This is a genomic window from Paenibacillus sp. FSL R7-0312 (genome assembly GCF_038004445.1).
In the GTDB taxonomy this organism is placed as follows: domain Bacteria; phylum Bacillota; class Bacilli; order Paenibacillales; family Paenibacillaceae; genus Paenibacillus_AQ.
In genome coordinates this window covers 1,775,477-1,798,943 of record NZ_JBBORE010000001.1, presented here as the reverse complement: position 1 = coordinate 1,798,943, position 23,467 = coordinate 1,775,477, and the positions used below count along the sequence as shown (strand labels likewise).

Sequence of the window (23,467 nt, the reverse complement as noted above, 5' to 3'; positions counted from 1 at the left end):
CGCAGCCGTTTATGCAGTATTGCTCCGGGGCTTCACGGTCCCGCGGTTAACGTAGGCATGGACCGCGAAGAATCCCACGGACAGAACCGCCATCCCGCAGGCCAGCCAGCCTGTCGGCGCAAGGCCCCCTCTGTCGAATTGAATCCCCATCAGATACGGGCCGATAACCCGGCCGACCGCGCCGATACCGCCGCTAAGCCCGAGATAGAAGGGCGCACTGCGCTGGGCATGCTCCGAGATGAAGGATGGCATGGCCGGCGAGATCAGCATTTCACCCAGTGTAGCCAGCACCATCGCCAGCAGCATGCCCGGGTAGCTCGGCATGAACAGTATGACCGCATACCCGCCCAGATAGAATACGGCGCTTGCTGTCATCTGCGCAGTAGAAGTCCCTGCGAACCAGCGTTTGATCAAACTGACCAGCGGCTGAGCGGCAAAGATAAGTACGCCGTTCAGCGTCCAGAGGAAGCCGTATAACTGCTTCGACCAGCCCTCTGAAATAATAAACGGCGATACTCCGGTATTCCAGATCGAATTGCCGATCAGCAGAAACATCGAGCCAATAGCCATGTACAGATAAATCCGCGTATACCCCAGCAGCTTCCAGCCTGATGCTTCCCCCTGCGGGTGTTTCTTCTGTATTTTCTCGTGAGACGTCGGTGGCGCTGCCCCCACCCTGCGCAGATAGACAAAGAAGAATCCGGCAAACACCGCCGAAGTCACGCCGTTCAGCACAAAGCTCAGCATATAATTGCCCAGGAATCCGCTAAGTGCGGTACCCAGTGCTACCCCGATATTGTTCGAGACATAGACGATATTGAACAGCTCTCCGCGCTGCTCCGCGAACCGGAAGCCGATAAAGGCCTGAATAGCCGGGAGAGACAGGGAGTTGAACAAACCCATCAGGCCCATAACTATAATGAATATACTCCAGCTGCCGCTTGCCCACGGAAGAGCAAACAGGGTCAGCGCGTTCATGGCCAGTGCTCCGACAATCAGGCGGTTTACCCCTACCTTGTGATACAAAGATCCGCCCAGCAATTGCCCGGCAATCCCCCCGAGGGATTGGACCAGCAGAACAATTCCCGCATCTTTCATACTGCGTCCCAGCTCATCAAATACATACATCGTAACCAGCGGCCACATCAGCGCGCTGCCGGTTGCATTAATGAGACTGGCAATCAAGAATACTTTGACTTCCTTCGGATAGGCCTGCAAAAATCTCATAACTTGTCTTTCATCCCCTGTAACATAGGTGTCATTAATCCATCCAGTATCATCTGAAAACAGGAGGAAGGGCAAGTTCCTGCGTTAATGCTTTATCGCATAGCATCAATGAATTCACTGTCGCGAAATTCCCAATCACTTCACGCTTGAAGTGCTGTTTATATTCTATAACCTCATCTTCTGCACGTAAAGAAAATAGGTGGATATGACCTGATTCGTTCCCCGCAGGCCGGGGTAATAGTGCATATGAAACACTCCCTATTTATTCGCCGTGAATCCGATTTCGTTCCCCCGAGTCGGATATGCACGGCGAATTTTGTTTTGCCCTGAAGTTATTCCAGGGCAGAGTCCGGGGTTACAAGTAGAAACGGCTAAGCCGTCCTTAAGAGGACGGTATCCGTTTCAGCGAGAAATAGAAGGATAAGTTATCGTGTGAAACATATAAATTCTTATATTTACAAAAAAACACTTCCTGTCTCTCTGCGATTCCCATAAACAGGATGCCGAGAAACCAGGAAGTGCTTGGGCCAAACTATTGAAATGCCGGTCATCACCGGGGGATTATGAATTATGCGTGTTTCTTCACACCTGCAGCGGAGATTCCTTCAACAGCCGTTACAGCTGCCGGCTCCTTACGCAGGTAAGCCATCCAGTAAGCCGCTGCGACGAAGATTGCGCCGCCCGTAAGATTGCCCAGCCATACCGGGGCAAAGTTGGCGAAATACTGCGCCCAAGTGAAATGTCCTTCGAAGATGGCAGCAGGGATAAGGAACATGTTAGCTACAACGTGCTGGAAGCCGATGGCTACAAACGCCATTGTCGGGAACCAGATACCGAGGATTTTGCCGCTGAAATTATCTGCTCCATAGGAGAGCCACACGGCCAGCGCCACGAGCCAGTTACAGCCGATCCCGGAGATAAAGGCCTGCAGGAAGGTCGCATCGATCTTATGCTCAGCCATACTTACCAGCTTCTCCAGATACACCCCGTCCGATGTAAGGCCAACGACATGACCGAAGAAATAAGCAACGAACAAGGCACCTGCCAGGTTGCTGAGTGTAATCAGCACCAGGTTCTTAATCACTTCCCAGAACGAAATCTTCTTCGCAATAAAAGCAAGCGGCACCGCCATCATGTTGCCTGTCAGCAGCTCGCCTCCGGCAAGCAGCACCAGTATAAGCCCTACCGGGAATACCGCAGCTCCGATGAAGTTAGCGATAGACCCCCACTCGGCAGGCGCACCGGCAATGACACGAATATCCAGCAAAAATCCGAGCGCGATAAACGCTCCTCCCAGGAAACCGAGAATAAGTACAGTGCTGAGCGGATTGTGCGCTTTCTTGACTCCGTTCTCTACCGTTACTTCGGCGATCCCCTGCGGTTTGTTATAAGCCATGATTCCTATCCCCTTCTATTTACTTAAAATTTGTTCCTTTATGCCATTGTAACGTGATCACAATCACATTAACGTGATAAAAATCACTCTCGGAAAACCTAAGTGAAAGTTTTCACTGACATGTCAAATTTACCATAAAAGCTTAGGCGGCGGAATATTTTTCTCGTTCGGACCCGGAATTAATAGTTATAACCACAAAAAAAGGAGCCCTTAACGGGCCCCGCAATATCATGGGGTTTAGACGTGTACTGGTTCTTTAACGGCAACTGTCTTGGGCAGTGCCTGAAGTCCTGCAGTGTTCAGGAAGTTCCAAGGCTTGTTGTAGTGCGGCTGGAAGAAGAAATCAATGAAGGCCAGCTGGTCCACGGTCATTTTATTCTGAATACAAACCGATATGGTATTGATCGACTGCGTCAGATCCATCTTGGACATAATCTGTGCCCCAAGAATGCGGCGGGTCGCACGTTCGAATACGACTTTTACCTGAACCTGCTCGAATGTCGGCATAAACTCCGGACGGTAGTTGTCAATCAGCATTACACTTTCAGCATCCATACCCTCGGCTTTGGCGGCATCCTCGGTAAGTCCGGTACCGGCAATATTGTCTTCATAAATCTTGATGCCTGATGTTCCCTGCGTGCCCATATAAGGAATCGTGTTCGAGACCAGATTGCGTGCTACCAGGGTCCCCATGCGTACAGCGTTCGTGGCGAGCGGAATATAAGCATGTTTGCCGGTCGGGTTGTAATGAATCGCACAGCTGTCACCAGCGGCATATACATCCGGCAGGCTGGTCTGCATGTAATCGTTGACCATAATCGCGCCGTTCGGAAGCATATCGACTTGACCCTTGAGCAGCTCTGTATTCGGACGGAAGCCGATGCAGAGAATGACCAGATCGGTTTCATGCTCTCCCTTGCTTGTAATGACCTTAGTCACTTTGCCGTTCTCTCCGGCGAATGCTGCAACCTTTTCTCCAAGCGCAAGCTTGATGCCGTGCTCTTCAAGAGATTGTTGAATCGGAGCCGTAAATTCCTCATCCAGATATTTGCTCAGAATGCGGTCTTCCCCGTCGATCAGGGTAACTTCCTTGCCGTTCATCTGAAAAGCTTCAACCAGCTCAACGCCGATATAACCGGCTCCGACTACAGTAATTCTTTTCACCTTCTGTGCTTGTTCAATAATGGTGTTGGAGTGATTATAATTCTTCGAGAGCAGAATCCCCTCCAGCTCTATACCTTCCAGCTTAGGCACAATCGGCCATGAGCCTGTTGTCATAATCAGCTTGTCGTACGTATCTTCAAATTCTTCGCCTGTAGCGAGGTTGCGGGCCGTCAAGGTTTTGCGGGCGGTATCCACATTCGTCACTTCATGGCGCATCTTCGTTTGCACACCCAGTGCTGCAAGCTGTTCCGGGGAAGAATAGAACAATCCCTGCGGGTCCTTGACGACTCCCCCTACGTAAAGCGCAATGCCGCAAGACAAGAACGATATGTTATCATTGCGCTCATAAACCGTAATCTGGGCATCCGGGTACAGCTGTGCGGTATTAACAATTGCGGCGGTTCCGGCGTGTGTACATCCAATGACTGCTACTTTCATGATTTCTTCCTCCTCCAATTTACAAGCCTGTTTCTCTGTTTTTGTGATTAATTTCACTTTATATACTGATTATATTGTGATATTTATCACATTACAAGCACTTTTGTGAATTTTCTCACATTGTTCACAATTTCAATTTTTAATTATCTGCACGGGTTTTCTTTTCGTCTTGCATTAGTTTTCCCCGCCAGTAGAACATTATGTCTGTCAGCAGCAGGAAGCAGCAGGAAGCAGCGTTACGGTGCGGAACTGTATACATTCAAATCTGTGTAGCAAAAAAAGCCCCACTTCACCGCAACCTTCTGCGGAACAAGTGAGGCTCTATCTAATGGATGGCTGCCGCCTGTCTGCGGCCAAAAAACCTTTTATTCCAAACCGGAAATCACACCATCTTCATCAACCAGGAGACCTTCTGCGGCCGGTTTGGCGGGAAGTCCCGGCATTGTGACAATGTTCCCTGTGATGACTACAGCAAATCCTGCGCCAAGGGACAGCGTAATATCCCGGACACCCATGGTGAAGCCTTCCGGTGCTCCAAGCAGCCTCGGCTGATCAGAGAAGGAATATGGCGTTTTGGCCATACAGACCTGAAGCTGGTGCAGGCCCAGCCTGTCAATCACAGCCAGACTGCGTTTGGCTGCCGGAGAGAAGGCCACTTCTGCGCCATGGTAGATTTCGGTGACGATTTTATTGATTTTGGACGGGATATCCAGGTTGTCTTCATACAGCGGCGCGAACTTTACGGCCTCTTCCCGGTCCAGCAGCTTCTTCAGCTCCTGCGCCAGTTCCTGCCCGCCTGCGCTTCCCTCGGCCCATACCTTGGAGATAGCCGCAGGCACACCCAGCCGGCGGCAGGCCTCCAGCACATCGTTAATCTCCGCCGGGGCATCTCCTTCAAAGTGATTGAGGGCAACGAGAACAGGCACACCGAATTTGCCAAGATTCTCAATATGGCGCTCCATATTGGACAATCCGGAGAGCAGCGCCGCCCGGTTGCCGGCATACAGCTCTTCCTTGCGGACGCCTCCGTTATATTTCAGTGATTTCACTGTAACTACCAGCACTGCGGCAGAAGGGGTCAGGCCGGCCTGGCGGCATTTAATATCCATGAACTTCTCGGCACCAAGATCTGCGCCAAAGCCCGCTTCAGTCACTACCACGTCTCCGAGCTTCAGGGCATAGCGGGTTCCGATTACACTGCTGCAGCCGTGGGCAATATTAGCGAAGGGTCCGCCATGTACAATCACGGGCGTGCCTTCAAGCGTCTGCACCAGATTAGGCTTGACCGCTTCCTTGAGCAGTGCAGTCATCGCCTCTACAGCTCCTATATCCTTGGCGGTTATTGGCTGTCCCAGCGTATCATAACCGATCAGCATCCGGCTCAGCCGTGTTTTGAGATCCGCGAGGTCATTGCAGAGACACAGCACAGCCATAATCTCTGAAGCCGTCGTGATCTGGAAGCCGCTCTCCCGCACCGTCCCGTTGCCATCGCCAAGACCGGTCACAATATTCCGCAGGCTGCGGTCATTCATATCCATCACACGTTTCCATACCATCCGCTGCGGGTCCAGGTTCAAGGCGTTGCCCTGAAAAATATGATTATCGATCATCGCGGAGAGCAGGTTATGCGCGGAGGTCACCGCATGGATATCCCCGGTGAAATGCAGATTAATCTCGTCTGCCGGAACAATCTGCGCCTTGCCTCCGCCGGTTGCGCCGCCCTTCATGCCCAGGCAGGGTCCAAGCGAAGGTTCACGTAGTGCCGCTACCGTCTTGATTCCCGCCGCATTCAGCGCCTGGGATAACCCGATGGTCGTCAAGGTTTTGCCTTCACCCGCCGGTGTAGGGTTAACTGCCGTAACCAGGACCAGCTTGCCGTCCGGTTTATGCTTCAGCTCTGCCCACAGGGACGGCGACAGTTTGCTTTTATACTTACCATACAACTCCAGATGCTCTTCATTGATTCCTGCTGCCGATGCTACCTCTGTTATTAACCTCATGCCTTTATGAAACCCTCCTGCCGTTATTATCCTGCATCCCATAATTCTTTATGCAATCTCCGTAGATGAGTGAAACATTTCTCTTCAAAGGATACAGTGTCTCTGAAAAGATTCAAGGATAATTTTCATACAGGGGATACTTCCGTCTATACAGCCAAGCAGAAACGGCTTGCTTAGATAGCAAAAAAACTCCCGGACAGGGTGCGCGTGCACCCCAATCCGGGAGCGGACTATTTTGTGACAAGCCATACTTATTTCAGCAGAGATTCAATAAGGTCCTTCATGCTCTCCGGTGATTCCTTCGGCTCCACACGCGCCACCACATTGCCGCTGCGGTCTACCAGAAACTTCGTGAAGTTCCACTGGATATCGCTGCTCTCCCCGTCACCCGGCTGCTGGCCCTTCAAATATTGGAACAACAGGCTTGCCTCCGGCCCATTCACATCTACCTTGGCAAACACCGGGAAAGTAACGCCGTAATTGATCTGGCAAAAGGCTTCCGCTTCCTCACTTGTACCCGGCTCCTGTCCGGCAAACTGGTTGCAGGGGAACCCCAGCACAACAAGCCCTTGATCTCCGTATTACTCGTACAGCTTCTGCAAATCTCCGTATTGCGGGGTAAGCCCGCACTTGCTGGCCGTATTGGCGATCAGCAGCACCTTGCCCTCATAGTCCTTAAACGGCACTTCTGTACCCGAAGGTGTGACTCCGGCAAAACTATAGATCGACATCCTGCTTCGCTTCCTTTCGGCTGTATGTTCGTATTTACCCTGGCGGCTTATAGAGTTCATGCCCTTATGCGGCTTATGCAGCTCATGCATCACTAAGGGCATTCCTCTTTATTTTATCCTATTGGCAGCGTGATACAAAATTTCAGGCTCCGATTGCGTTGCGGATGGCAGCAGCAAGGATAATCGTTAAGTGAGCAGACCACTTTGGGCCGCATTGTACTCGGTTTATCGAGTACAGTGGGCTGGTTCACCCCGCAGTGACACATTGTACTCGGTTTATCGCATACATTCGGTGCGACCCCCTTATCCCGGAGTCCTCCGTATAAAATCGGTACTTGTCGTAGCCTTGCTCTTTATTTCGCTTTTTCTCTCGGCCAGAAGAAGCAGGACTGGTCTTCTAGGGTCAGCACCCACTCCGCAAAGGTAGCTGGCGGCATGTTGCGAAGACTCGTATGCATTCTGCGGTTATTGTAAAAGTCCATGTACCGGTCCACGGCTTCATAGGCCTCTTCGAACGTGTCGAAGGCCTCTTTGCGGAACAAATCCCGATCGATATTGCTGTGGAACGATTCAATAAAAGCATTTAAATCCGGCGTTCGAGGCGGAATGCGTTCATGGGTCATCTCCCAGCTTTCACACATGTCGCCAAACAGATGGCTGATGAACTGGGGGCCGTTGTCGGTGCGGATCACCGGGCGCGCGCTGCCAGGGGCGCAGTGTTGCTCCATGGCGCGTCCCAGCGTCTGGCAGGCGTGCTTGGCCTCACACGACGATCCTCGGTGATACCCGACGATAACCCGGGTAAACACATCGATAATGCTCAGGACGAAGAAATGCCGGTCCCGGCCCGCCACATACCCGTATTTAATGTCCATCTGCCAGAGCTGGCCCGCTCCGGTAATGACTCGGTTCTCCGGCAGCTTCCGGGGATGCTTAAAGCGCTTCTGACGCTGGGGCTGCAGGATCTCCAGCGCCTGACACAGCCGGTAGCTTTTCTTGTGGTTGAGCCTCAGCCCGTGCTGGTTCCACAAGCACTTGGCCAGCAGTTTGTACCCGTACACGTGCTCTTCTCCAGCGACCAGTTCCAGGAGCATTTCCTGGATCTGCTCGTCGCTAATCTTCTCTCCCGACTCGGTCAGGGAGTAGCCGGGTAGGGGTCTTCCACGCCCCTGGGGGACGGCCTGTGCCTCCTGCTTCTTGCGTTTCTTACGGTCGTAGTACGTAGACTCTGCTAGCCCCACGAGACGGAGCACCAAGGCTGCGGTATTCCCCTGCTTAATGAACATATCGGCTACCTCGATTTTTTCGGATAAGCAGGGGTTGGCTTTTTTAGCAGTTCACGCAGAATCTCAATCTCTAACTCCTTTTCACCGAGCATCTTGACGGCCTTCTCATATTTCTGCTCGACGTCCAGCAGGCGCTTCCGTTCCTCCACCTGGTCCTGGGGATACGGATGATCTTGCTCCCCATGGGCTTCCCGGTAATCCCTCACCCACTGATTCACCGTTGATGGAGTCACCCCATACTTTCGGGCAACCACCGCCGCCTTAATGCCAGACAACACCTCTTGCGCTGCCTTCTCTCTTGTTCCTGTTAAGTGTCCCATTCCGTTCATCCTCCTCCTGTATCTAGTCTACATTTTTGTGGGGGAGGACTCCAACTTCTTTAGGGGGCTGTGGAGCATTGAGCTCGTTTACCTTTGCAGTGACGCATTGTACTCGGTTTTCCGCATACATTGGGCTCGTTTACCCCGCAGTGACACATTGTACTCGGTTTTTCAAGTACATTGGGCTCATTTACCTTCGCTGTGACACATTGTACTCGGTTTTCCGCATACATTGGGCTCGTTTACCTTCGCAGTGACAGATTGTACTCGGTTTTCCGCATACATTGGGCTCGTTTACCCCGCAGTGACACATTGTACTCGGTTTTCCGCATACATTGGGCTCTCGTTTACCTTCACAGCCAGCCCACTTTGGGCGGATTTAGGGTACATTTATGCTCTTCAGCTTCATATCCAGCGGCCCTGGAAAGCTACACCCTTCGCGTCAGCCCGCAGGCTTCGGCAATAAGCCGGAGGGATGCCAGCTTATCCTCAAAGCTGTGAATATGCGATGAAATCATCAGCTCCCCGCATTGATATTCTTCCGCCAGCGCCTGCAATTGCTCCCTGACTTCCCTCGGCGACCCTACGACCATTCGCTTACGGTTATCCTTAATGGAGAACCTGTCATAAGGTGTATATGTATAATTCATAGCAGTTTCTACAGAAGGAGTGGCGGTGGAGAGATGCTCTTTCTCCAGCAGTACCAGCGACAGATCCATGCTGGCGGCCAGGCGGTCGGCTTCCTCAGAGGTTCTGGCACAGACAGCAAAAACTGCCACCAGCGATTGTGGCGTTGCAGCAGCACGGGATGGAGCGAAGCTATCCGCATACTCCCGCACCGCTTCCGCACCCCCGTTCCCGTTGATAAACCGGGCAAAGGCATATCCGGTCCCCAGCCGGGCGGAGAGCGCCGCACTGGCACTGCTTGAACCCAGCAGCCAGATTTCCGGTGCTGTACTCACGGCAGGTGTAGCCTGCAGTCCGGCATAGCGGTGTGGAGGTTCCACAGCCCCTGTCTCATCAGACTCATGCAGAAAAGCAATGAGCTCCTTAAGCTGCTGCTCATAACGGTCTATATCCTCAGGATTCACACGGTTATCCTGCAGCGCCCTGGCGGACAGCGCACTGCCGCCTGCTGCTCTGCCCACACCCAGATCAATACGCCCGGGATACAATGCCTCAAGGACGCGGAAGTTCTCGGCGACCTTGTAAGCACTGTAATGCGGGAGCAGCACAGCTCCTGAGCCGATGCGGATCTCCGAAGTTACAGCAGCCAGATGAGCCATCAGCACCTCCGGACTGGAGCCGGCCAGTCCGGGCGCCGTGATGCTCAGCAACCCAGAAGCGGTGATACCCGAGACGCTCTGCTTCGCGGGCCAGCAATGCTGTCTGGGCCAGTGCCTCCGCAGGCGAGCTCCCTTCAGACACCGGCGATTGATCCAGAATGCTTAATTTCATATAGGATCAGCTCCAATGGGTTGGATTTTGTCTTCGGCTTTAAATATATCTTGGAGTTTTGCGGCAGTAATCATCATATTCCTGTCCGAATACAAGTCTTAGATGTTTCTCTTCCTGCAGTATCAACAGGTGAATAGCTAGAACGTTAAGCACCAGAATGATCAGGGTCAAGAAATTTGGATACATCAAATACAAACCCGAGAACATAAGATCAAAGCCGACAAAAGCAACGTTCCGGCTATATCTATACACCCCCGGGTGATAAGCTTAGTCGTTGCAGACTTATCTATCCCGACTCTCCATGAGGTACGCATTGATGTCATAGCGAGAATGAACACTGCACATCCTAAACTAACTATACCCACACCGGCGAAGTTAACAACCGGAAGATTATAATGCCGGCCTATAAAATCGACAAAATAAGGTTCAGCTAATGACATAGAGAACCATGTAGCCCCCCAAATGAATGTAGCTATTTTAACTAATCGTTCTGTTAATTTTATTCCGGAGCTTTTCTTGCCTTTGGCCAGCACATTGGCCTTAATGCTGTTCTTTCTGTACAGAATCACAAGCTTTAACACATAAGAAACCAGGAAAATACAGAATACAATCAGGGATAAAATATTAAGAGTACCCATTATAAATTCACTCCCTCAAACATATGAATATTTGATCATATATTAAATTAATTGTATCCCCTAACCATTTACTTGTCAAAGGCCTTCCGCGCAGATGAAAAGGCGGTCCCGTTACCGTCACGGAACCGCCTAAGCTGAAGCGGGATAGCTGATAAGCCGCTGGTGTTCATCATTTAAGAATATACTGGCTACCTCTTAATGCTGCACCATCTTCACCAGCATATGCGCCAGCCGGTGGCGCTCTTCTTTGTTTCCGGCCTTCCACAATTCCAGCAGCAGCTTCTCCTCACTGTTGCGGGGCTCTTCGTACGCCGCCAGATAATCGGCGATTTTCTCGGCGACCACAGCCAGCTACTCATCGCTGAGCCCGATTTTCTGCGCTAGGTGGATGCGCTTTCCCAAGTAGCTTTTGAAATCCTCGAAATTGTTCAGGATCATTTCCTTCTGCCCCGGCTCAATCCGGTCCAGCGCATCGTTCACCCGGTGCATCGTCACACTTCCGTCCTTGCTCACCACATGATTATGTTCAGACATACAGAACACCTCCCATTTATTAGTGTGCGGTTTCCCACTAATTAACCAGAGGCCCCGCGGGTGAACCAAACGAAGCCCGCCGAAGGATATAGTAGGATTGATCATCATCCCGTGACACACCGCCTTCCTGCGCAGACTGGAACTTGTCAGTACTCTCCTGGCACGGGCTGCTAGTGACGCGGACTGAGAATCGCTTATTCGGGCAGAACGGCCGTATTTGCAGATCAAGCGGACTCAGAATCCCTTATATGTCCGCAGATCCTCATTTCAGGCAAAAACACATGTGATAACGGAATCTCAGTCCGCTTCGGCGCCAATATGATGATTAATGGAGAAATAAGCGCTTCTCAGTCCGCTTGCGTCAGGTTCAGCTATTCAACTATATAAACCCCATTTAGCAACAACCTTACAAGAATAAACCGCAATGCAGCAACAACCCTACAACTACCGTTCAGCTGCTGTGTGGGACTGGAGGAATACATCAATTCCATAAGCTTGATTCGTTGCCGGCAGAATGAGACTCTTTAGGAAGCACTGTAGACATTAATGTTGTACGTTTTACAGGCCTGTTGATTCCCCATATTATGGGATGGATATAATTCCCAAAACCCCTTTGTTCCTGAGCAGACTAAGTTGAACCTGCCACTCCAGCGGAAGACTAAATATACGCCAATGCTGCATAAATTCCCAAAGGGTCAGTTGAGCAAAGGCAGGCACGTTGGGGTGGATTTCATCATAAACGCGTTTCAGAAGCACATAGACAGCAAGGGCCACAAACAATTGGCTGTATACCGCATTTTCGGTGGTTCCAAATAGACATGGCACGTTCAGATGCTGTTTAATCCAGCGGAAAAAGACTTCAATTTCCCAGCGTGCCTTGTAGATTTCAGCGATCACATGAGCGGACTCTTTTCTCAAATCGGTCACGACCCGTACGACTTCACCCCGGTCATTTTCAAATTCTACGACCCGGTGGCGCTGAGCAGATTGGCACTTCCCTTGACCGATATAACAAGTAATATCACGAACAATTTTCGTTTCTCCCTCTGCGGGTCGCTGGAGTTCTCTTGGCTTCACCAAATGGAGATTGTCTTTGAGCCGAATCACAAACGACTGGCCCTGGAGCACATATTGATCCAATCTGCTGATTTTTCCATACGCCCGATCCTGTACCAAAATGTAGTCCGTATCTGCCAAGACTTCTCCAAACGGAGCGTCATTAGCTTCGCGATCGATTCCTTCACGTTCAGGGGTGAACGCTGGCCATGCGAAAGAGCAACATGCAGCTTAATACCCCCTCTGAATTTTTTGTACGAGGCCCAAGGCATTCGAGAGTTCGCTGCCGTGACCGTAGTCGAGTCAATCAGCAAAAGATCTTTAGGAAGGTTCAAATGCCGCCGGGTTTGGCGGTTACATTTCGTGACGAGCAGTTGAAAGATACGTTTGAAGATTTCGTAAGGGACTTCACCGGCCTTGCCGGAAAGGGTGGAGTAATGAATTTCTGGCAAGTCAAAGCGTGGGCCTAAGCGGGCACTCTGCCGGAATCCGTCCCATTTGTGGTAGCAGGCTTGGACAAAGTAATCGAGCAGCAACCCGACGGTCATTTTGGTTCCTCTATCCACGTAGTCCTCGGTTTGTCCGGTCACCATTTGGACTTCTTCCGGTGTTAACACTTGTTTGAAAACGGCTAAAAATGGGGTATATTTATTCATGAGGTCGCCTCATTTCGGTTTGGTTTGGTCGTACTTACCATTACCCGAAATGGCGGCCTTTTTCGTCCCTTTTTTTGGGAAATCAACACGCCTATACGTTCTGCAACTTTGATTTCTTGATAGCAGGGCGTTCGGGCGGATTGTTGTATAAACTACAAGAATAATCCTGATAAACCCCTTGAACACAGTGAAATCCTTCCTTTTATACAACATTTTGGACTTGCGCCGATAGGATGAGGGAAATGTTGTATTTTGGGCAGGATTTTGTATAAAGTTACTCTATTTCTGCCCCAGATAGCTGATGATTCGGTGAATTCCAACGACAACTACAGCAACCACGGTAAATACGTAAATACGTAAATATGGCATTACGGCAATAGCAGACGCCCGGAAGTCCAACTATTCAGAGAGTGAAGGATAGAATATAGAATAAAACCACAAAAAGACCCCGTGAACCATGGGGTCGGCTGTACATCGATTTCACATTAATTCGACACCGGAACGGCATCATAATATTCTTCGAGGGTAATCCCTCTCTCCGATACGGACGCGGCAATCTCCTTCCCTACATAACGGACATGCCAAGGCTCATAAATATATCCGGTGATCGCCTGCTTGCCTTCGAGGAACCGTATAATATATCCGTATTCAGCGGCATGATCCGCAAGCCATTCAGCTTCCTTCGTACCGGCAAAGCAGCTTTCGGCCGCACATTTGCCATCACTGCCGGACAGGTCTATCGCCAGACCCGTCTGATGCTCGCTGTGTCCGGGCAACGCACTGTAGGTACGGGCTTTCTCTTCACCATCCCGGGCTACATAGTTATTGAACAGCCTTCTCTGGGTCGCTTCCGAACGGTAGCCGGATACGCCGGCCAGATAAATACCGTCCTTCTTCGCTCCGGCAAACATCTCCTCCAGCGCCGTGGCAGCTTCACGCCGCAGCATCCGCTTCTCGATCTTCTCCGAGAAAATAAAAGGCACATCAGGATAGACCAGATCGGCCGGCTTATATTTGTCAGGCAATCTGTACTGCTTATTAACCATGACCGCGATACTCTCCGGTTCGGCGGCAACCATCTCTGCGTCACCATTACTGCCCGAATCCGTAGCCGCCGGCTTATCCGTAGGGGCAGGCTTGTCCGTAGGGGCAGGCCTGTCCGTTGGTTCCGGAGCCCCGGCCGCATTATTCTCCCCGCTCGTTGAATCCGCCGGGGCTTCAGTTACAGCCGGCTCTGGCTCAGCCCCTGTATTATTGCCGGAGCCCTGCTCCTGGCTGTCCGGATCTGCGTTTGGCAGTGCTGAAGTCTCCGGCGCCGTACCCGGCCCTGCCCCGAGATCGGTACCTGTATTTATATTCGTTCCGTCTTCCCGGGAAGCGGATGGGCTAGTATACTTCCCGATTCCCCAGCCGACAGCAATGACAACGATGAACATGATGACAATCTTGGTAGTTCTGGACATATGCAGTTTCGTTCCTCCTAAAAATCTGTATTCTTCCCAAAAGCTTAGTCTGGTAAACATGAATGCTAAGCTATGCCAGCTTCCCGTACAGATCTTCTTCTGATGTGAAGCGGAGCTGTTCATGCATTTATTAGACAGGCTGAAGGGCCGAAATGTTTCAGTCCGGGCTGATAAATGTGCAGTAGCCCCTTAAAACAAATATTACCATAGAACAATTAGCCGATACGCTAACCGCCCTATGGTAACAAGTTTCACTTATGAATGTAAAGCGCCTTTATCTGGATGAGCCGCGTCCGCCGCGTGAACCGCCGCCGGAGCCGCCACTGCGTCCGCCGCGCGATGAGGTTCCGCCGCTGCTGCGTCCGCCCGAGCTGAAGCCGCCTTTGCCGCCCTTGGAGCCGCCGCCGGCACTATAACCGCCGCGTGAGCCGCCGCCCTTGGTAGCGGGCGCGCCTGAGCCGCCGCCTTCATTGCTGCGGGCTACATGCGCCCGGAATTTCGGGCTCGACTTCGCTCCGCCCGGGTTGTACCCGGCACCGGAGCCGGCGCCCTTCGAGCACCATAGCTGAATCCGCCGGCATCCGCGCCTCTGGATACATTGGTGCTGTAGCCGCTGCTCGGGCCGCCGCTTCTGGCACCGCCACCCTTATTGCCGCCGCGTCCGCCTGCGGCATTCGCTCCAGCGGCATAACCCGGAGCCGGGCTGCTGTCGCCGCCGCTGGCGAAGGCGCCGTAGCCGCCGCCCGGTCTTGGCTTCGCCGCGCTCTTGCCGGCGGAGTCGCCGCCCCGCGGAGCCGCAGCCGCGCTGTACGCGCTGCGCTTGCCGCCACCGCCTGCCGCGTCCTTACGGCTGCGGCTTCCGCCTTCCGCAGGCGCACCCCAGCCGCCTGCTTCCTTGCCGCCGCGACCGCGTCCGCCCGGACGCCCTGCGGCTTCCGCGCGCGGAGCACCGCCGCTGCGGCCCTGCCCGCGGCCGCCGCGTCCAGCGCGCGCCGCTTCAGGCGCTGCGCTCTGCCGCCCGCCGCGCGGCGAGCCGCCGCCTTGCACAGAGGTGAATTCGCCAACGCCGAATTCATCCTTCTCGTACCGGCGGCGGTCCAGCCGCTGGGAAATGCCGTGCTCGATCAGTTCGAGCCCGGCGCGTTCACGCGGCGAAGAGAACGTGATCGCAAGGCCCTTGCCTCCGGCGCGGCCCGTGCGGCCGATCCGGTGAATATAGCTGTCCGCATCCAGCGGAAGATCGTAGTTGAAGATGTGGGTGATGCCTTCCACATCAAGCCCGCGGGCTGCTACATCCGTAGCAACCAGCAGCTGCAGCTTGGCATCGCGGAACCGCTTCATGACGGCTTCGCGTTTGCCCTGGGACAAGTCGCCGTGCAATTCGTCGCAGTCATACCCGGCTGCCTGCAGCGCTTCGTTCAGCTTGATGGCCCGGCGTTTGGTCCGGCAGAAAATAATAGCCAGATACGGACGGTCCCGCTCAATCAGGGCAATAAGCGCTTCTTCCTTATTGCGGTCAGAGCATTCCACCACCTGCTGGCGGATATTGTCCAGCGGAATTGGAGACCCGCTCTTGATAATGATATCGAGCGGTTCTTTCATATAATTCGCAGCCAGCCGTTTGATCGGGTCCGGCATTGTCGCAGAGAACAGCATCGTCTGGCGGCGGTAAGGCACAGCCGTAATGATCGTCTCTACATCCTCCAGGAAGCCCATGTGGAGCATCTGGTCCGCTTCATCCAGCACCAGCATCTTCACGCCGCCAAGGTCCAGCGTCTCCCGGCGCAGGTGATCCAGCAGCCGTCCCGGCGTTCCGATAATCAGATGTCTGCCGCCTTCCAGCTTGCGGAGCTGCTTCTCCACATCCTGTCCGCCATAGACTGCCAGAATCTTCACTCCCGTATGCCGCGCCAGCTTGCGCGCTTCTTCGGTAATCTGCAGTGCGAGTTCACGCGTCGGCGCAAGAATAAGCGCCTGCGGATAAGCCGCCTCTACCCGGATCTTGTCCATAATCGGCAGCAGGAAAGCCAGCGTCTTCCCTGTTCCCGTCTTAGCACGGGCGATAACATCCAGACCCTCTACGAGCGGCGGGATCGCTTCTTCCTGCACCGGCGTCGGTTTCACGATTCCCTGCCCCTTGAGCAGATCGTTTAGTACTTCAGAAACTCCTAATTCTTTAAAACCCGGCAATTGCTCCACCTCACTATTTTCCCTAAGTTTTCACTTCATAACTTATATTCATCCATTTATCGGAGTAATGTACGCATTCACAAGGCTTTGCCTGCGGCATAAGCCCGTTATCAGGCGGCAACGGCTGCACCATCCTGCATAGTGTGCTGTGCCAGGACAGCCAGTCCAGTTATCGCTCTCAGGTATCCGTATCAAACAAAAGCGGAAGAACCCCGTTGCCGGAGCCCTTCCGTTCCACTGGCCCGCAAGGCTGCAGTCGAAGTTCGGTTTCTGGGGCAGCAGCGATCCACCGGACATTCAGACGGCACTCCATTTGCGTTCCATTACACTTTAATTTTGGGCAAGTTATCTTAATATATTGTACTTGATTTCGCGCCGCTTGTGTGCATCTGGGGAAGAATAATTATTTCCCGGGCTTATCCCGCTAGAATCTTCCTGATTTGAATATGGAGAACAGCAGCCATACAATCATCAGCATAGCGATGACGGAGCCGATCTCCACGATGGGGAAATCCCAGAGCAGCGAAGGCTCGCCGCGCAGAGAGGAAGCCACAATCAGACCGGCCATAATAATGCTGAAGGCCAGCAGCACGATACTGAAGGAGAGCCGGTTGCCGACCCGGCTGAACTTGTGCTCCAGATTCTGGAGCTCAGGGACCCCAATCTCCACCTTGAGCTTCCCCTTGCTGAGCAGCGCGGAGAGCTGCCGGGCCTGGGCAGGAAGCTCCACCAGACTCTCGGCAAGATCGGCTACTCCGCCGAGCAGCTTGCGCTGAAGCCGGCTTCCGCTGAATCGCTGCTTCACCAGCTGCCTGCCGAACGGCTCGGCCATCTGCACTATGCTGAAGGCCGGATCGAGGCTGGCGACCATGCCCTCCAGCGTCAGCATCGTCTTACCCAGCATCGCGAGATCCGGCGGAATAACCAGCTGGTGCTTGCGGGCAATGCTGAACAGATCATTCAGCGCCTTGCCGATGCTGACCTGCTTGAACGGGATATCATAATACTGCTCCCGCAGCCGGTCCATATCATCGTGCAGTGCCATACGGTCGGCATCCTCCGGAATCACACCCAGCCGCAGAATGGCACGTACCATCGAATCGGTATTCTTGCGCATCAGTGCGATCACGAGCGCGGACAGCCCATCCTTCATTTCCTCGCTCAGCCGCCCGACCATCCCGAAATCAATCAAAGCCAGCTTGCCGTCCTCCAGCACCATGACATTGCCCGGATGCGGATCGGCATGAAAGAAGCCATGGATAAAAATCTGGTTCAGCATCATCTCTACAAGCTGCTGGGCAATAGTCTTGAGCTTGACGCCCTTGTTCAGTAGCTCATCCCGGCGGTTCAGCGTAATTCCGTCCACGTATTCCATCGTCAGCACCCGTGTGGAGCTGAAATCCCAATAGATGGCCGGTATATATACATTATCCTGGGCAGACAGATGCCCGGCTATACGTTCGGCGTTGCGCCCTTCCTGGGCATAATCAAGCTCGGCCATCAGGGCACGGGAGAACTCCTCGACCATCCGGGTTAATCCGTATTGTTTGGCCCAGTCCATCTTCCGCTCAGCCAGGACGCTTAAATCCAGCAGAATTTCAAGATCCCGGCTCATGGTCCGCATGACACCGGGACGCTGAATCTTGACCGCGACACTCTGGCCGCCGTGCAGGACGGCCCGGTGCACCTGACCGATGGAAGCTGCAGCAAGCGGATTGTTCTCGAAGTACTCAAAGACCGCATCCATATGCTGATCGAGTTCCTGCTCGATAATATTGCGGGCCGTCTCCGCCGAGAACGGCGGCACATTGTCCTGCAGCTTAATAAGCTCTTGTATAATTGAATCCGGCAGCAGATCGGAACGTGTACTGGCGAGCTGGCCCAATTTGACAAACGTCGGCCCCAGATCCTCCAGCACCCGGCGGATCCGCTCCCCGAGTGTTACACTTTCGTGAACCTCCTGCGTAATAATCCGGCGCGGAAGGGACAGAAGATGATAAAGGCCCAGTTCCTCCACCATATAGCCGAAGCCATGACGCATAAGCGCCATGGCTATTGCCCGGTACCGGCCGGCATGTCTTATGCGGACTGCCATTTATTCCGTGTGCGTTTCCGGCACGACATCCTCCTGGGTGCGGGGAGCCGTATGGCCCTCCAGCTCGGCCACGCGGCGCTCAAGCACAGCGATGCGCGATTCCAGTCCGGCAATGTCTCCTTGAACAGGCACCTTGAGCTCCCTTAGCACCTTCTGAACCTGCTCATGTACAGCGGATTTGAAGGTACCGCGTTCTTCTTCACCGCGCTCCACCAGCCGGTCAACCAGTGCCTTGGATTCCGATGGCGCAAGCTCGCCCCGCTTGACGAGTTCATCTACGACCTTTTCAACCTTTTCCTTGCTGACAATGGTGAGGCCCACTCCTAAAGAGATTGCTTTCTTGAACAAATCACTCATGGTACTTCCCTCCCAAAGATTCCAGTTATGGTTAGAGTATACCCCTTAGCGGGCCAATTCACAAAATAACCCCACAAAGTGGGGCCAAATCTTCGATGATTACTCAGGTACTTTGCGGGGACACCGAAAATATATACTGTCTTTCATAAAAGTCCGGGTTATCTGGGAATCCGTGCCGCCCAGGTGGCTGCGCGCAGAATCAGCTGGCGGACTGCCGGATGTCGGAACGACGGCTCATGATGGCCGGGCATCAGATAGACAACCCGTCCCTGACCGTAGCTGTGGCACCAGGCCGCAGGCAGCAATTCCCCGTCCGCTTCATATTCAAGCAGAATCTTCTTATCGGTGAAGGGGTCGAACTCGAAACGGTACGGCTCTTCATCGAGCTGGAAATCCTCAATGCCTTCGGTGATATCATGTTCCCGCACCTTGAAATTCAGCGGTGTATAGGGAGGATGTCCGGTGAATCTGCCGCCGATCAGATGTGCCAGCTCATACCGCTTCGCCAGCGAAACACCGGTATGCAGGACAATCAGGCCGCCGCCGCCGCTTACATAACTCAGCAAACCCGCCGTCTGCTGGGGAGATACGGTTTCGTTCCATAATTCGTTATATGCAATGCAGAGATCATATCCTGCCAAATGTTCGCTTAACAGCAGCTTTTTATTCTCCGAGCACTGTACGGTCAGAAGATCATTCAGAATCTCGCTGACCTGCTTGTCTACGCCTTGCAGCGGGTGAAACCTCGGGTGGGTATAATCGCCAAGTAACAGGCATTTTCTCTTATCCATGGGTCTCCTCCTCCTTATTTCTTTATCTTTGTAGTGGAACGTTGCCTATTCCTGTGCCGCCCGGCCGGGTGCTACCGGTTACCGGGAAGCCGCGATATACCGGCCCAGCTCTACGAACATGCTGCCCATCCGTTCATGCTCCGGCATAATGATCCGCTTCACGCCCTCTTCCTTGAGGGCTTCAGAGGTAAGACGGCCGACAGATACAGCCAGCACCTTATCCTCGAATGCCTGAACGAGTTCTTCCAGCCTGCCCTGGTCCCGCGCATACTGCGCCAGGAAACGGAATTGCGGAGCACTTGTGAAGGCTACCGCATTCACCCGGCCTTCTGTAATATCCGCCAGCAGCAGGGCCAACGCTCCTGGCTCCGGCTGCGTGTACCGGTACGGCTGTACCCAGCTGACCTCTGCTCCCGCATGCTCCAACCACTGGACCAGATGCGGGGCGGACTCTCCGTGCAGCTGCAGTCTGACCCGCTTGCCCTGTAAATCCCAATCCTGCAAACCGCGGATCAGCCCTTTGGTGCTGCCGTCATCGTCGCGCACCACGGGCTCCAGCCCCCGCTTCTTCAAGGCATTGACTGTCTTATAGCCGCGCGCAGCAATAGGTGAAGCGGAGAGAACTTCCAGGAAGCGGTCCGCAAGCTCCAGCTTCGCGGCCATCTCGAACAATGCGTCGAGTCCCATTCCGGTCGTCAGAACTGCCAGGTCCGGCGGCTGGTCTGTCCAGGCGGTCAGCCCGTCACGCAGTGCAGCATCATCCAGAAATGACGTCCCCTGGGCGGGACGGTGCAGCGCAGTCCCACCCATATTCTGTATCAGCTTTGCCATTTCTTCCGCCTTGCGCGGACCCGCCAGGGCAATGGTAATGCCCTTCAATTGCTCTGCCATGAATGCTTCTCTCCTTCGTCACCCCATATTATTGCTTATCAGTATACTTGCAAAAGGAGGTAAAAGGGAAGACCGCAGCGCATTTTTAGCTTCAGGAACTCCGCTGGTCTCCGGAACCACCGCTACCTTGCCGGACGGTATCCGCTGCACCCGGAGCCTGATTTCCCGGATATAATTTGAATTTGCCGACCAGCCGCTGCAGTTCATCGGCAAGATGGCTCAGATCTGCCGAGGAAGACGCGATCTCTTCCACTGATGCCAGCTGCTGCTGGGCAGCAGCAGAGATAGTTTCGGTATTGCCTGCCGCCTCCTCGGTGATCCCGCGGATCTCTCCGATGGCCTTCTCCATACTATCCGCTTCTTCCGTCAGCGTATGCACAGCTCCATTCATCGCTTCAATTTTCTCCGCCGCCCCTTTAACCGCCCTGCGGATCCGTGAGAAGGAGCGTCCGGTCGTATCGACCGCCATAATGCCTTCGGATACCCGGTTCTTCGCATACTCCATGGTAGCTGTAGCCTGGATCATCTCCGCATTAATGGAAGTAATCTGTTCGGAGATCATCCTTGCCGACTTCTCTGATTCTTCAGCCAGCTTGCGCACCTCTGAAGCCACAACCGCGAAGCCGCGGCCCTGCTCGCCTGCTCTGGCCGCTTCAATGGAAGCATTCAGGGCCAGCAGGTTGGTCTGCCGCGAGATCCCGGTAATTACACCGACAATCCCCTGGATCTGTCCGGTCCGCTCATTAAGCTTATCAATGACCCCGCCCAGCTCCTCTACCGTTTCATGAATCCCGTTGATCTTATCGACTACGCTGATTACAGATTCATTCCCCTCCGAAGCAGAGAGCGAGGTCTTGTCCATCATCGCCGATACTTGCTCCATAAACCCCGAAATATGCTCTACTTCGCTTGTAGTGGCAGCCGTACTTATCATTCCTTTATTGACACTGTTAACCTGGCGTTCTGTTCCGGCCGCTACCTCCTGAATCGCTATCGTAACATGCTCTATCGCTTTGGTAGTCTGCTCGGCCCCCGCTGTCAGTTCCTCTGCGGATGAGGAGACATTGTCGGTCATCTCCTGTACACCGATAATCATCTGCCGCAGATTGCCGACCATCAGGCGGAAATTCTCAGCCAGCAGGCCAATCTCATCTCTGCGGAAGTCCCCGATATCCTGCGACAGATCGCCCCCGGCGATTAGCTCTGTCGCTCTGCGCAGCCGCACCAGCGGCTTCAGGATCGATGAGACATTGAGGTAGATAAGGACCAGCGCCAGCAGTACAGAAACAGAGATTACAATGAATACCGTCTCCCGGATATCACTCGTCGCACGGGTAATCTCATTCTTGCTGATCGTCCCCCCGATTCTCCAGCCGGTCAGCTCATTCACCATGAAGGTCATCTTCTTGGATGAATCTTTATAGTCATAATCAAAGCTGCCGCTCTCACCTTCGAACATTTGCTTCACGAAATCAAGCGAGGACTCCTCGCCAATAGTCTCAGTCGGGTGAACCAGGAATTTCTTGCTGCTGTCGATAATTAGTATATAGCCTTCTTCGCCTACCTTGATATCTGTCAGATCAGCCAGCGAAGACAGGTTCAGATCCAGACCCACTACCCCGTTCCCGCCTTCGAGCACTGCTGAAATAGCAATGGCCGACTCTTTATTCACGGTCTGAAATACCGGAGAGATCACAATCCCGCTGCCATGCTTAAGGGCATTGATATAAGCGTTCTCCTTGCGCGGGTCATAGCCGTCCGGCAGCTGGATATCGGCCGCACGGATACCCTTGCCTTTACTGGTTCCGGCATAAATATCAAGTACATCGGAATGCAGTTTGGCATACTCCTTAAGTCTGGCCTCCAGTACAGGCGCGGCCGCCCCCGCCGCTTCATTGTTAATAGAGTCCGCCGTGAGCTGTGCAGCAAAGTAGTTAATATCAGCAATTTTGGATTGAATGTTTGCATCGATAATCTCGTTAACCGCCACTACACTTTCCGTGGCATTTTGGGTGAGCTGCTCCCCGACTTCACTGCTGGCAGATTGATAGGTCAGCCAGCCTATAATGATGCTAGGTACAAGCAAAACAAGCAAATATGTAAGAATTAGCTTCGTGCGGATGGTCAGACGCGCCTTTTTATTCATATGATGGGCTCACACTCTCTTTCTTTATGGGTCTTAAGCACGATAAATCTGCAGACTCAATATATAATTAAATATCGCCGCTGGAAATCCTCTTTTCTTCAAGAATTCATTATTATTCTCATATGTTGCTTAATAATTTTCATAGATACATAGCAAAAAACCGTTTTTATGAAAACGGTCTTTTGTTATATTTATTCTTTTCACTAGTGCGAATTCTTATTCCGGCAGGCTGGACATACGCCTCCAAATACAACATGTGTATGGGTGATTGAATACCCCGTATCCTCCGCTACCGTGTCGATCCACGCCTGCGGAACCTGACTCATCACTTCATCCACGGCACCGCAGATTTCACAGATAATATGCTGATGGTCGTCCAGACGGGCATCATATCTGCTGGCTGCCTCTCCGAGCTTCAGTTCACGGATCATTTGTTTATCCGAAAGATACCGCAATGAATTATAGACGGTCCCATAGGCCAGGTTATGCCCCTGCTCTACAAGCCGGTTCATTACCTCGGCAGCAGTAGGATGGTCATGGGAATTACGGACGATATCATACACGGCCTGACGTTGAGAGGTTAAGTTCAGCGTTCTCATCTTTATCATCCTCTAACTTGTTTTTAGATCA

The 23,467-nt window shown here is 53.0% G+C and carries 18 protein-coding genes and 3 pseudogenes; all 21 read right to left on the bottom strand.

Annotated elements, in window-relative coordinates:
* Window positions 1–9: 9 nt before the first annotated feature.
* The 21 genes and pseudogenes from MKX70_RS07805 to MKX70_RS07705 all read right to left on the bottom strand — a co-directional run bounded on the left by MKX70_RS07805 (window position 10) and on the right by MKX70_RS07705 (window position 23,436).
* The gene (locus MKX70_RS07805) at window positions 10–1,227 is read right to left on the bottom strand and encodes an MFS transporter (RefSeq protein WP_340839821.1); all 1,218 of its coding nucleotides are present in this window, start codon (window positions 1,225–1,227) and stop codon (window positions 10–12) included.
* Window positions 1,228–1,795: 568 nt separating this feature from the next.
* Window positions 1,796–2,623 (bottom strand): formate/nitrite transporter family protein, encoded by an 828-nt coding sequence (locus MKX70_RS07800; RefSeq protein WP_039309150.1) that lies wholly within the window; start codon window positions 2,621–2,623, stop codon window positions 1,796–1,798.
* A gap of 237 nt (window positions 2,624–2,860) precedes the next feature.
* The gene (locus MKX70_RS07795; protein ID WP_340839820.1) at window positions 2,861–4,225 is read right to left on the bottom strand and encodes an FAD-dependent oxidoreductase; all 1,365 of its coding nucleotides are present in this window, start codon (window positions 4,223–4,225) and stop codon (window positions 2,861–2,863) included.
* Window positions 4,226–4,590: 365 nt separating this feature from the next.
* Complete coding sequence (locus tag MKX70_RS07790; RefSeq protein WP_340839819.1) at window positions 4,591–6,225, bottom strand: formate--tetrahydrofolate ligase; 1,635 nt, start codon at window positions 6,223–6,225, stop codon at window positions 4,591–4,593.
* Between the two features lie 251 nt (window positions 6,226–6,476).
* Window positions 6,477–6,956 (bottom strand): annotated as a pseudogene (locus MKX70_RS07785) (glutathione peroxidase).
* 353 nt (window positions 6,957–7,309) lie between these two features.
* Complete coding sequence (locus MKX70_RS07780; protein WP_081956614.1) at window positions 7,310–8,242, bottom strand: IS3 family transposase; 933 nt, start codon at window positions 8,240–8,242, stop codon at window positions 7,310–7,312.
* Window positions 8,243–8,247: 5 nt separating this feature from the next.
* Window positions 8,248–8,562 carry a helix-turn-helix domain-containing protein gene (locus tag MKX70_RS07775; protein ID WP_052415919.1) on the bottom strand — a complete coding sequence of 105 codons (315 nt, stop codon included), beginning with the start codon at window positions 8,560–8,562 and terminating at the stop codon, window positions 8,248–8,250.
* Between the two features lie 428 nt (window positions 8,563–8,990).
* Window positions 8,991–10,020, bottom strand: a pseudogene (locus MKX70_RS07770) (LLM class flavin-dependent oxidoreductase).
* Between the two features lie 39 nt (window positions 10,021–10,059).
* The gene (locus MKX70_RS07765) at window positions 10,060–10,227 is read right to left on the bottom strand and encodes a methyltransferase family protein (protein ID WP_340839818.1); all 168 of its coding nucleotides are present in this window, start codon (window positions 10,225–10,227) and stop codon (window positions 10,060–10,062) included.
* Window positions 10,206–10,658, bottom strand: coding sequence for a hypothetical protein (locus MKX70_RS07760; RefSeq protein WP_340839817.1), 453 nt, complete (start codon window positions 10,656–10,658; stop codon window positions 10,206–10,208). Before MKX70_RS07760 ends, MKX70_RS07765 begins: the two co-directional genes overlap by 22 nt.
* Window positions 10,659–10,853: 195 nt before the next feature.
* A pseudogene (locus MKX70_RS07755) lies at window positions 10,854–11,192 on the bottom strand (DUF3243 domain-containing protein).
* Between the two features lie 582 nt (window positions 11,193–11,774).
* Window positions 11,775–12,389 carry a transposase gene (locus MKX70_RS07750; RefSeq protein WP_340839816.1) on the bottom strand — a complete coding sequence of 205 codons (615 nt, stop codon included), beginning with the start codon at window positions 12,387–12,389 and terminating at the stop codon, window positions 11,775–11,777.
* Window positions 12,296–12,904 carry a hypothetical protein gene (locus MKX70_RS07745; RefSeq protein ID WP_340839815.1) on the bottom strand — a complete coding sequence of 203 codons (609 nt, stop codon included), beginning with the start codon at window positions 12,902–12,904 and terminating at the stop codon, window positions 12,296–12,298. Before MKX70_RS07745 ends, MKX70_RS07750 begins: the two co-directional genes overlap by 94 nt.
* Before the next feature lie 485 nt (window positions 12,905–13,389).
* Window positions 13,390–14,367 carry a D-alanyl-D-alanine carboxypeptidase family protein gene (locus MKX70_RS07740; RefSeq protein ID WP_052416773.1) on the bottom strand — a complete coding sequence of 326 codons (978 nt, stop codon included), beginning with the start codon at window positions 14,365–14,367 and terminating at the stop codon, window positions 13,390–13,392.
* Between the two features lie 480 nt (window positions 14,368–14,847).
* The gene (locus tag MKX70_RS07735; protein ID WP_340839814.1) at window positions 14,848–16,557 is read right to left on the bottom strand and encodes a DEAD/DEAH box helicase; all 1,710 of its coding nucleotides are present in this window, start codon (window positions 16,555–16,557) and stop codon (window positions 14,848–14,850) included.
* A gap of 424 nt (window positions 16,558–16,981) precedes the next feature.
* A complete protein-coding gene (locus MKX70_RS07730; protein ID WP_042240406.1) occupies window positions 16,982–18,652 on the bottom strand; it encodes an ABC1 kinase family protein in 1,671 nt (556 codons plus the stop codon).
* Window positions 18,653–19,009: a phasin family protein gene (locus MKX70_RS07725; RefSeq protein ID WP_042240409.1), complete on the bottom strand. Its 357-nt coding sequence runs from the start codon at window positions 19,007–19,009 to the stop codon at window positions 18,653–18,655.
* Window positions 19,010–19,167: 158 nt separating this feature from the next.
* Window positions 19,168–19,800, bottom strand: a complete 633-nt coding sequence (locus MKX70_RS07720; protein WP_042240413.1) for a ThuA domain-containing protein — start codon at window positions 19,798–19,800, stop codon at window positions 19,168–19,170.
* Window positions 19,801–19,878: 78 nt separating this feature from the next.
* Complete coding sequence (locus MKX70_RS07715) at window positions 19,879–20,691, bottom strand: uroporphyrinogen-III synthase (protein WP_042240415.1); 813 nt, start codon at window positions 20,689–20,691, stop codon at window positions 19,879–19,881.
* 91 nt (window positions 20,692–20,782) lie between these two features.
* Window positions 20,783–22,837, bottom strand: coding sequence for a methyl-accepting chemotaxis protein (locus tag MKX70_RS07710; RefSeq protein WP_340781780.1), 2,055 nt, complete (start codon window positions 22,835–22,837; stop codon window positions 20,783–20,785).
* 203 nt (window positions 22,838–23,040) lie between these two features.
* Window positions 23,041–23,436 carry a Fur family transcriptional regulator gene (locus tag MKX70_RS07705; protein WP_039305505.1) on the bottom strand — a complete coding sequence of 132 codons (396 nt, stop codon included), beginning with the start codon at window positions 23,434–23,436 and terminating at the stop codon, window positions 23,041–23,043.
* Window positions 23,437–23,467 lie beyond the last annotated feature (31 nt).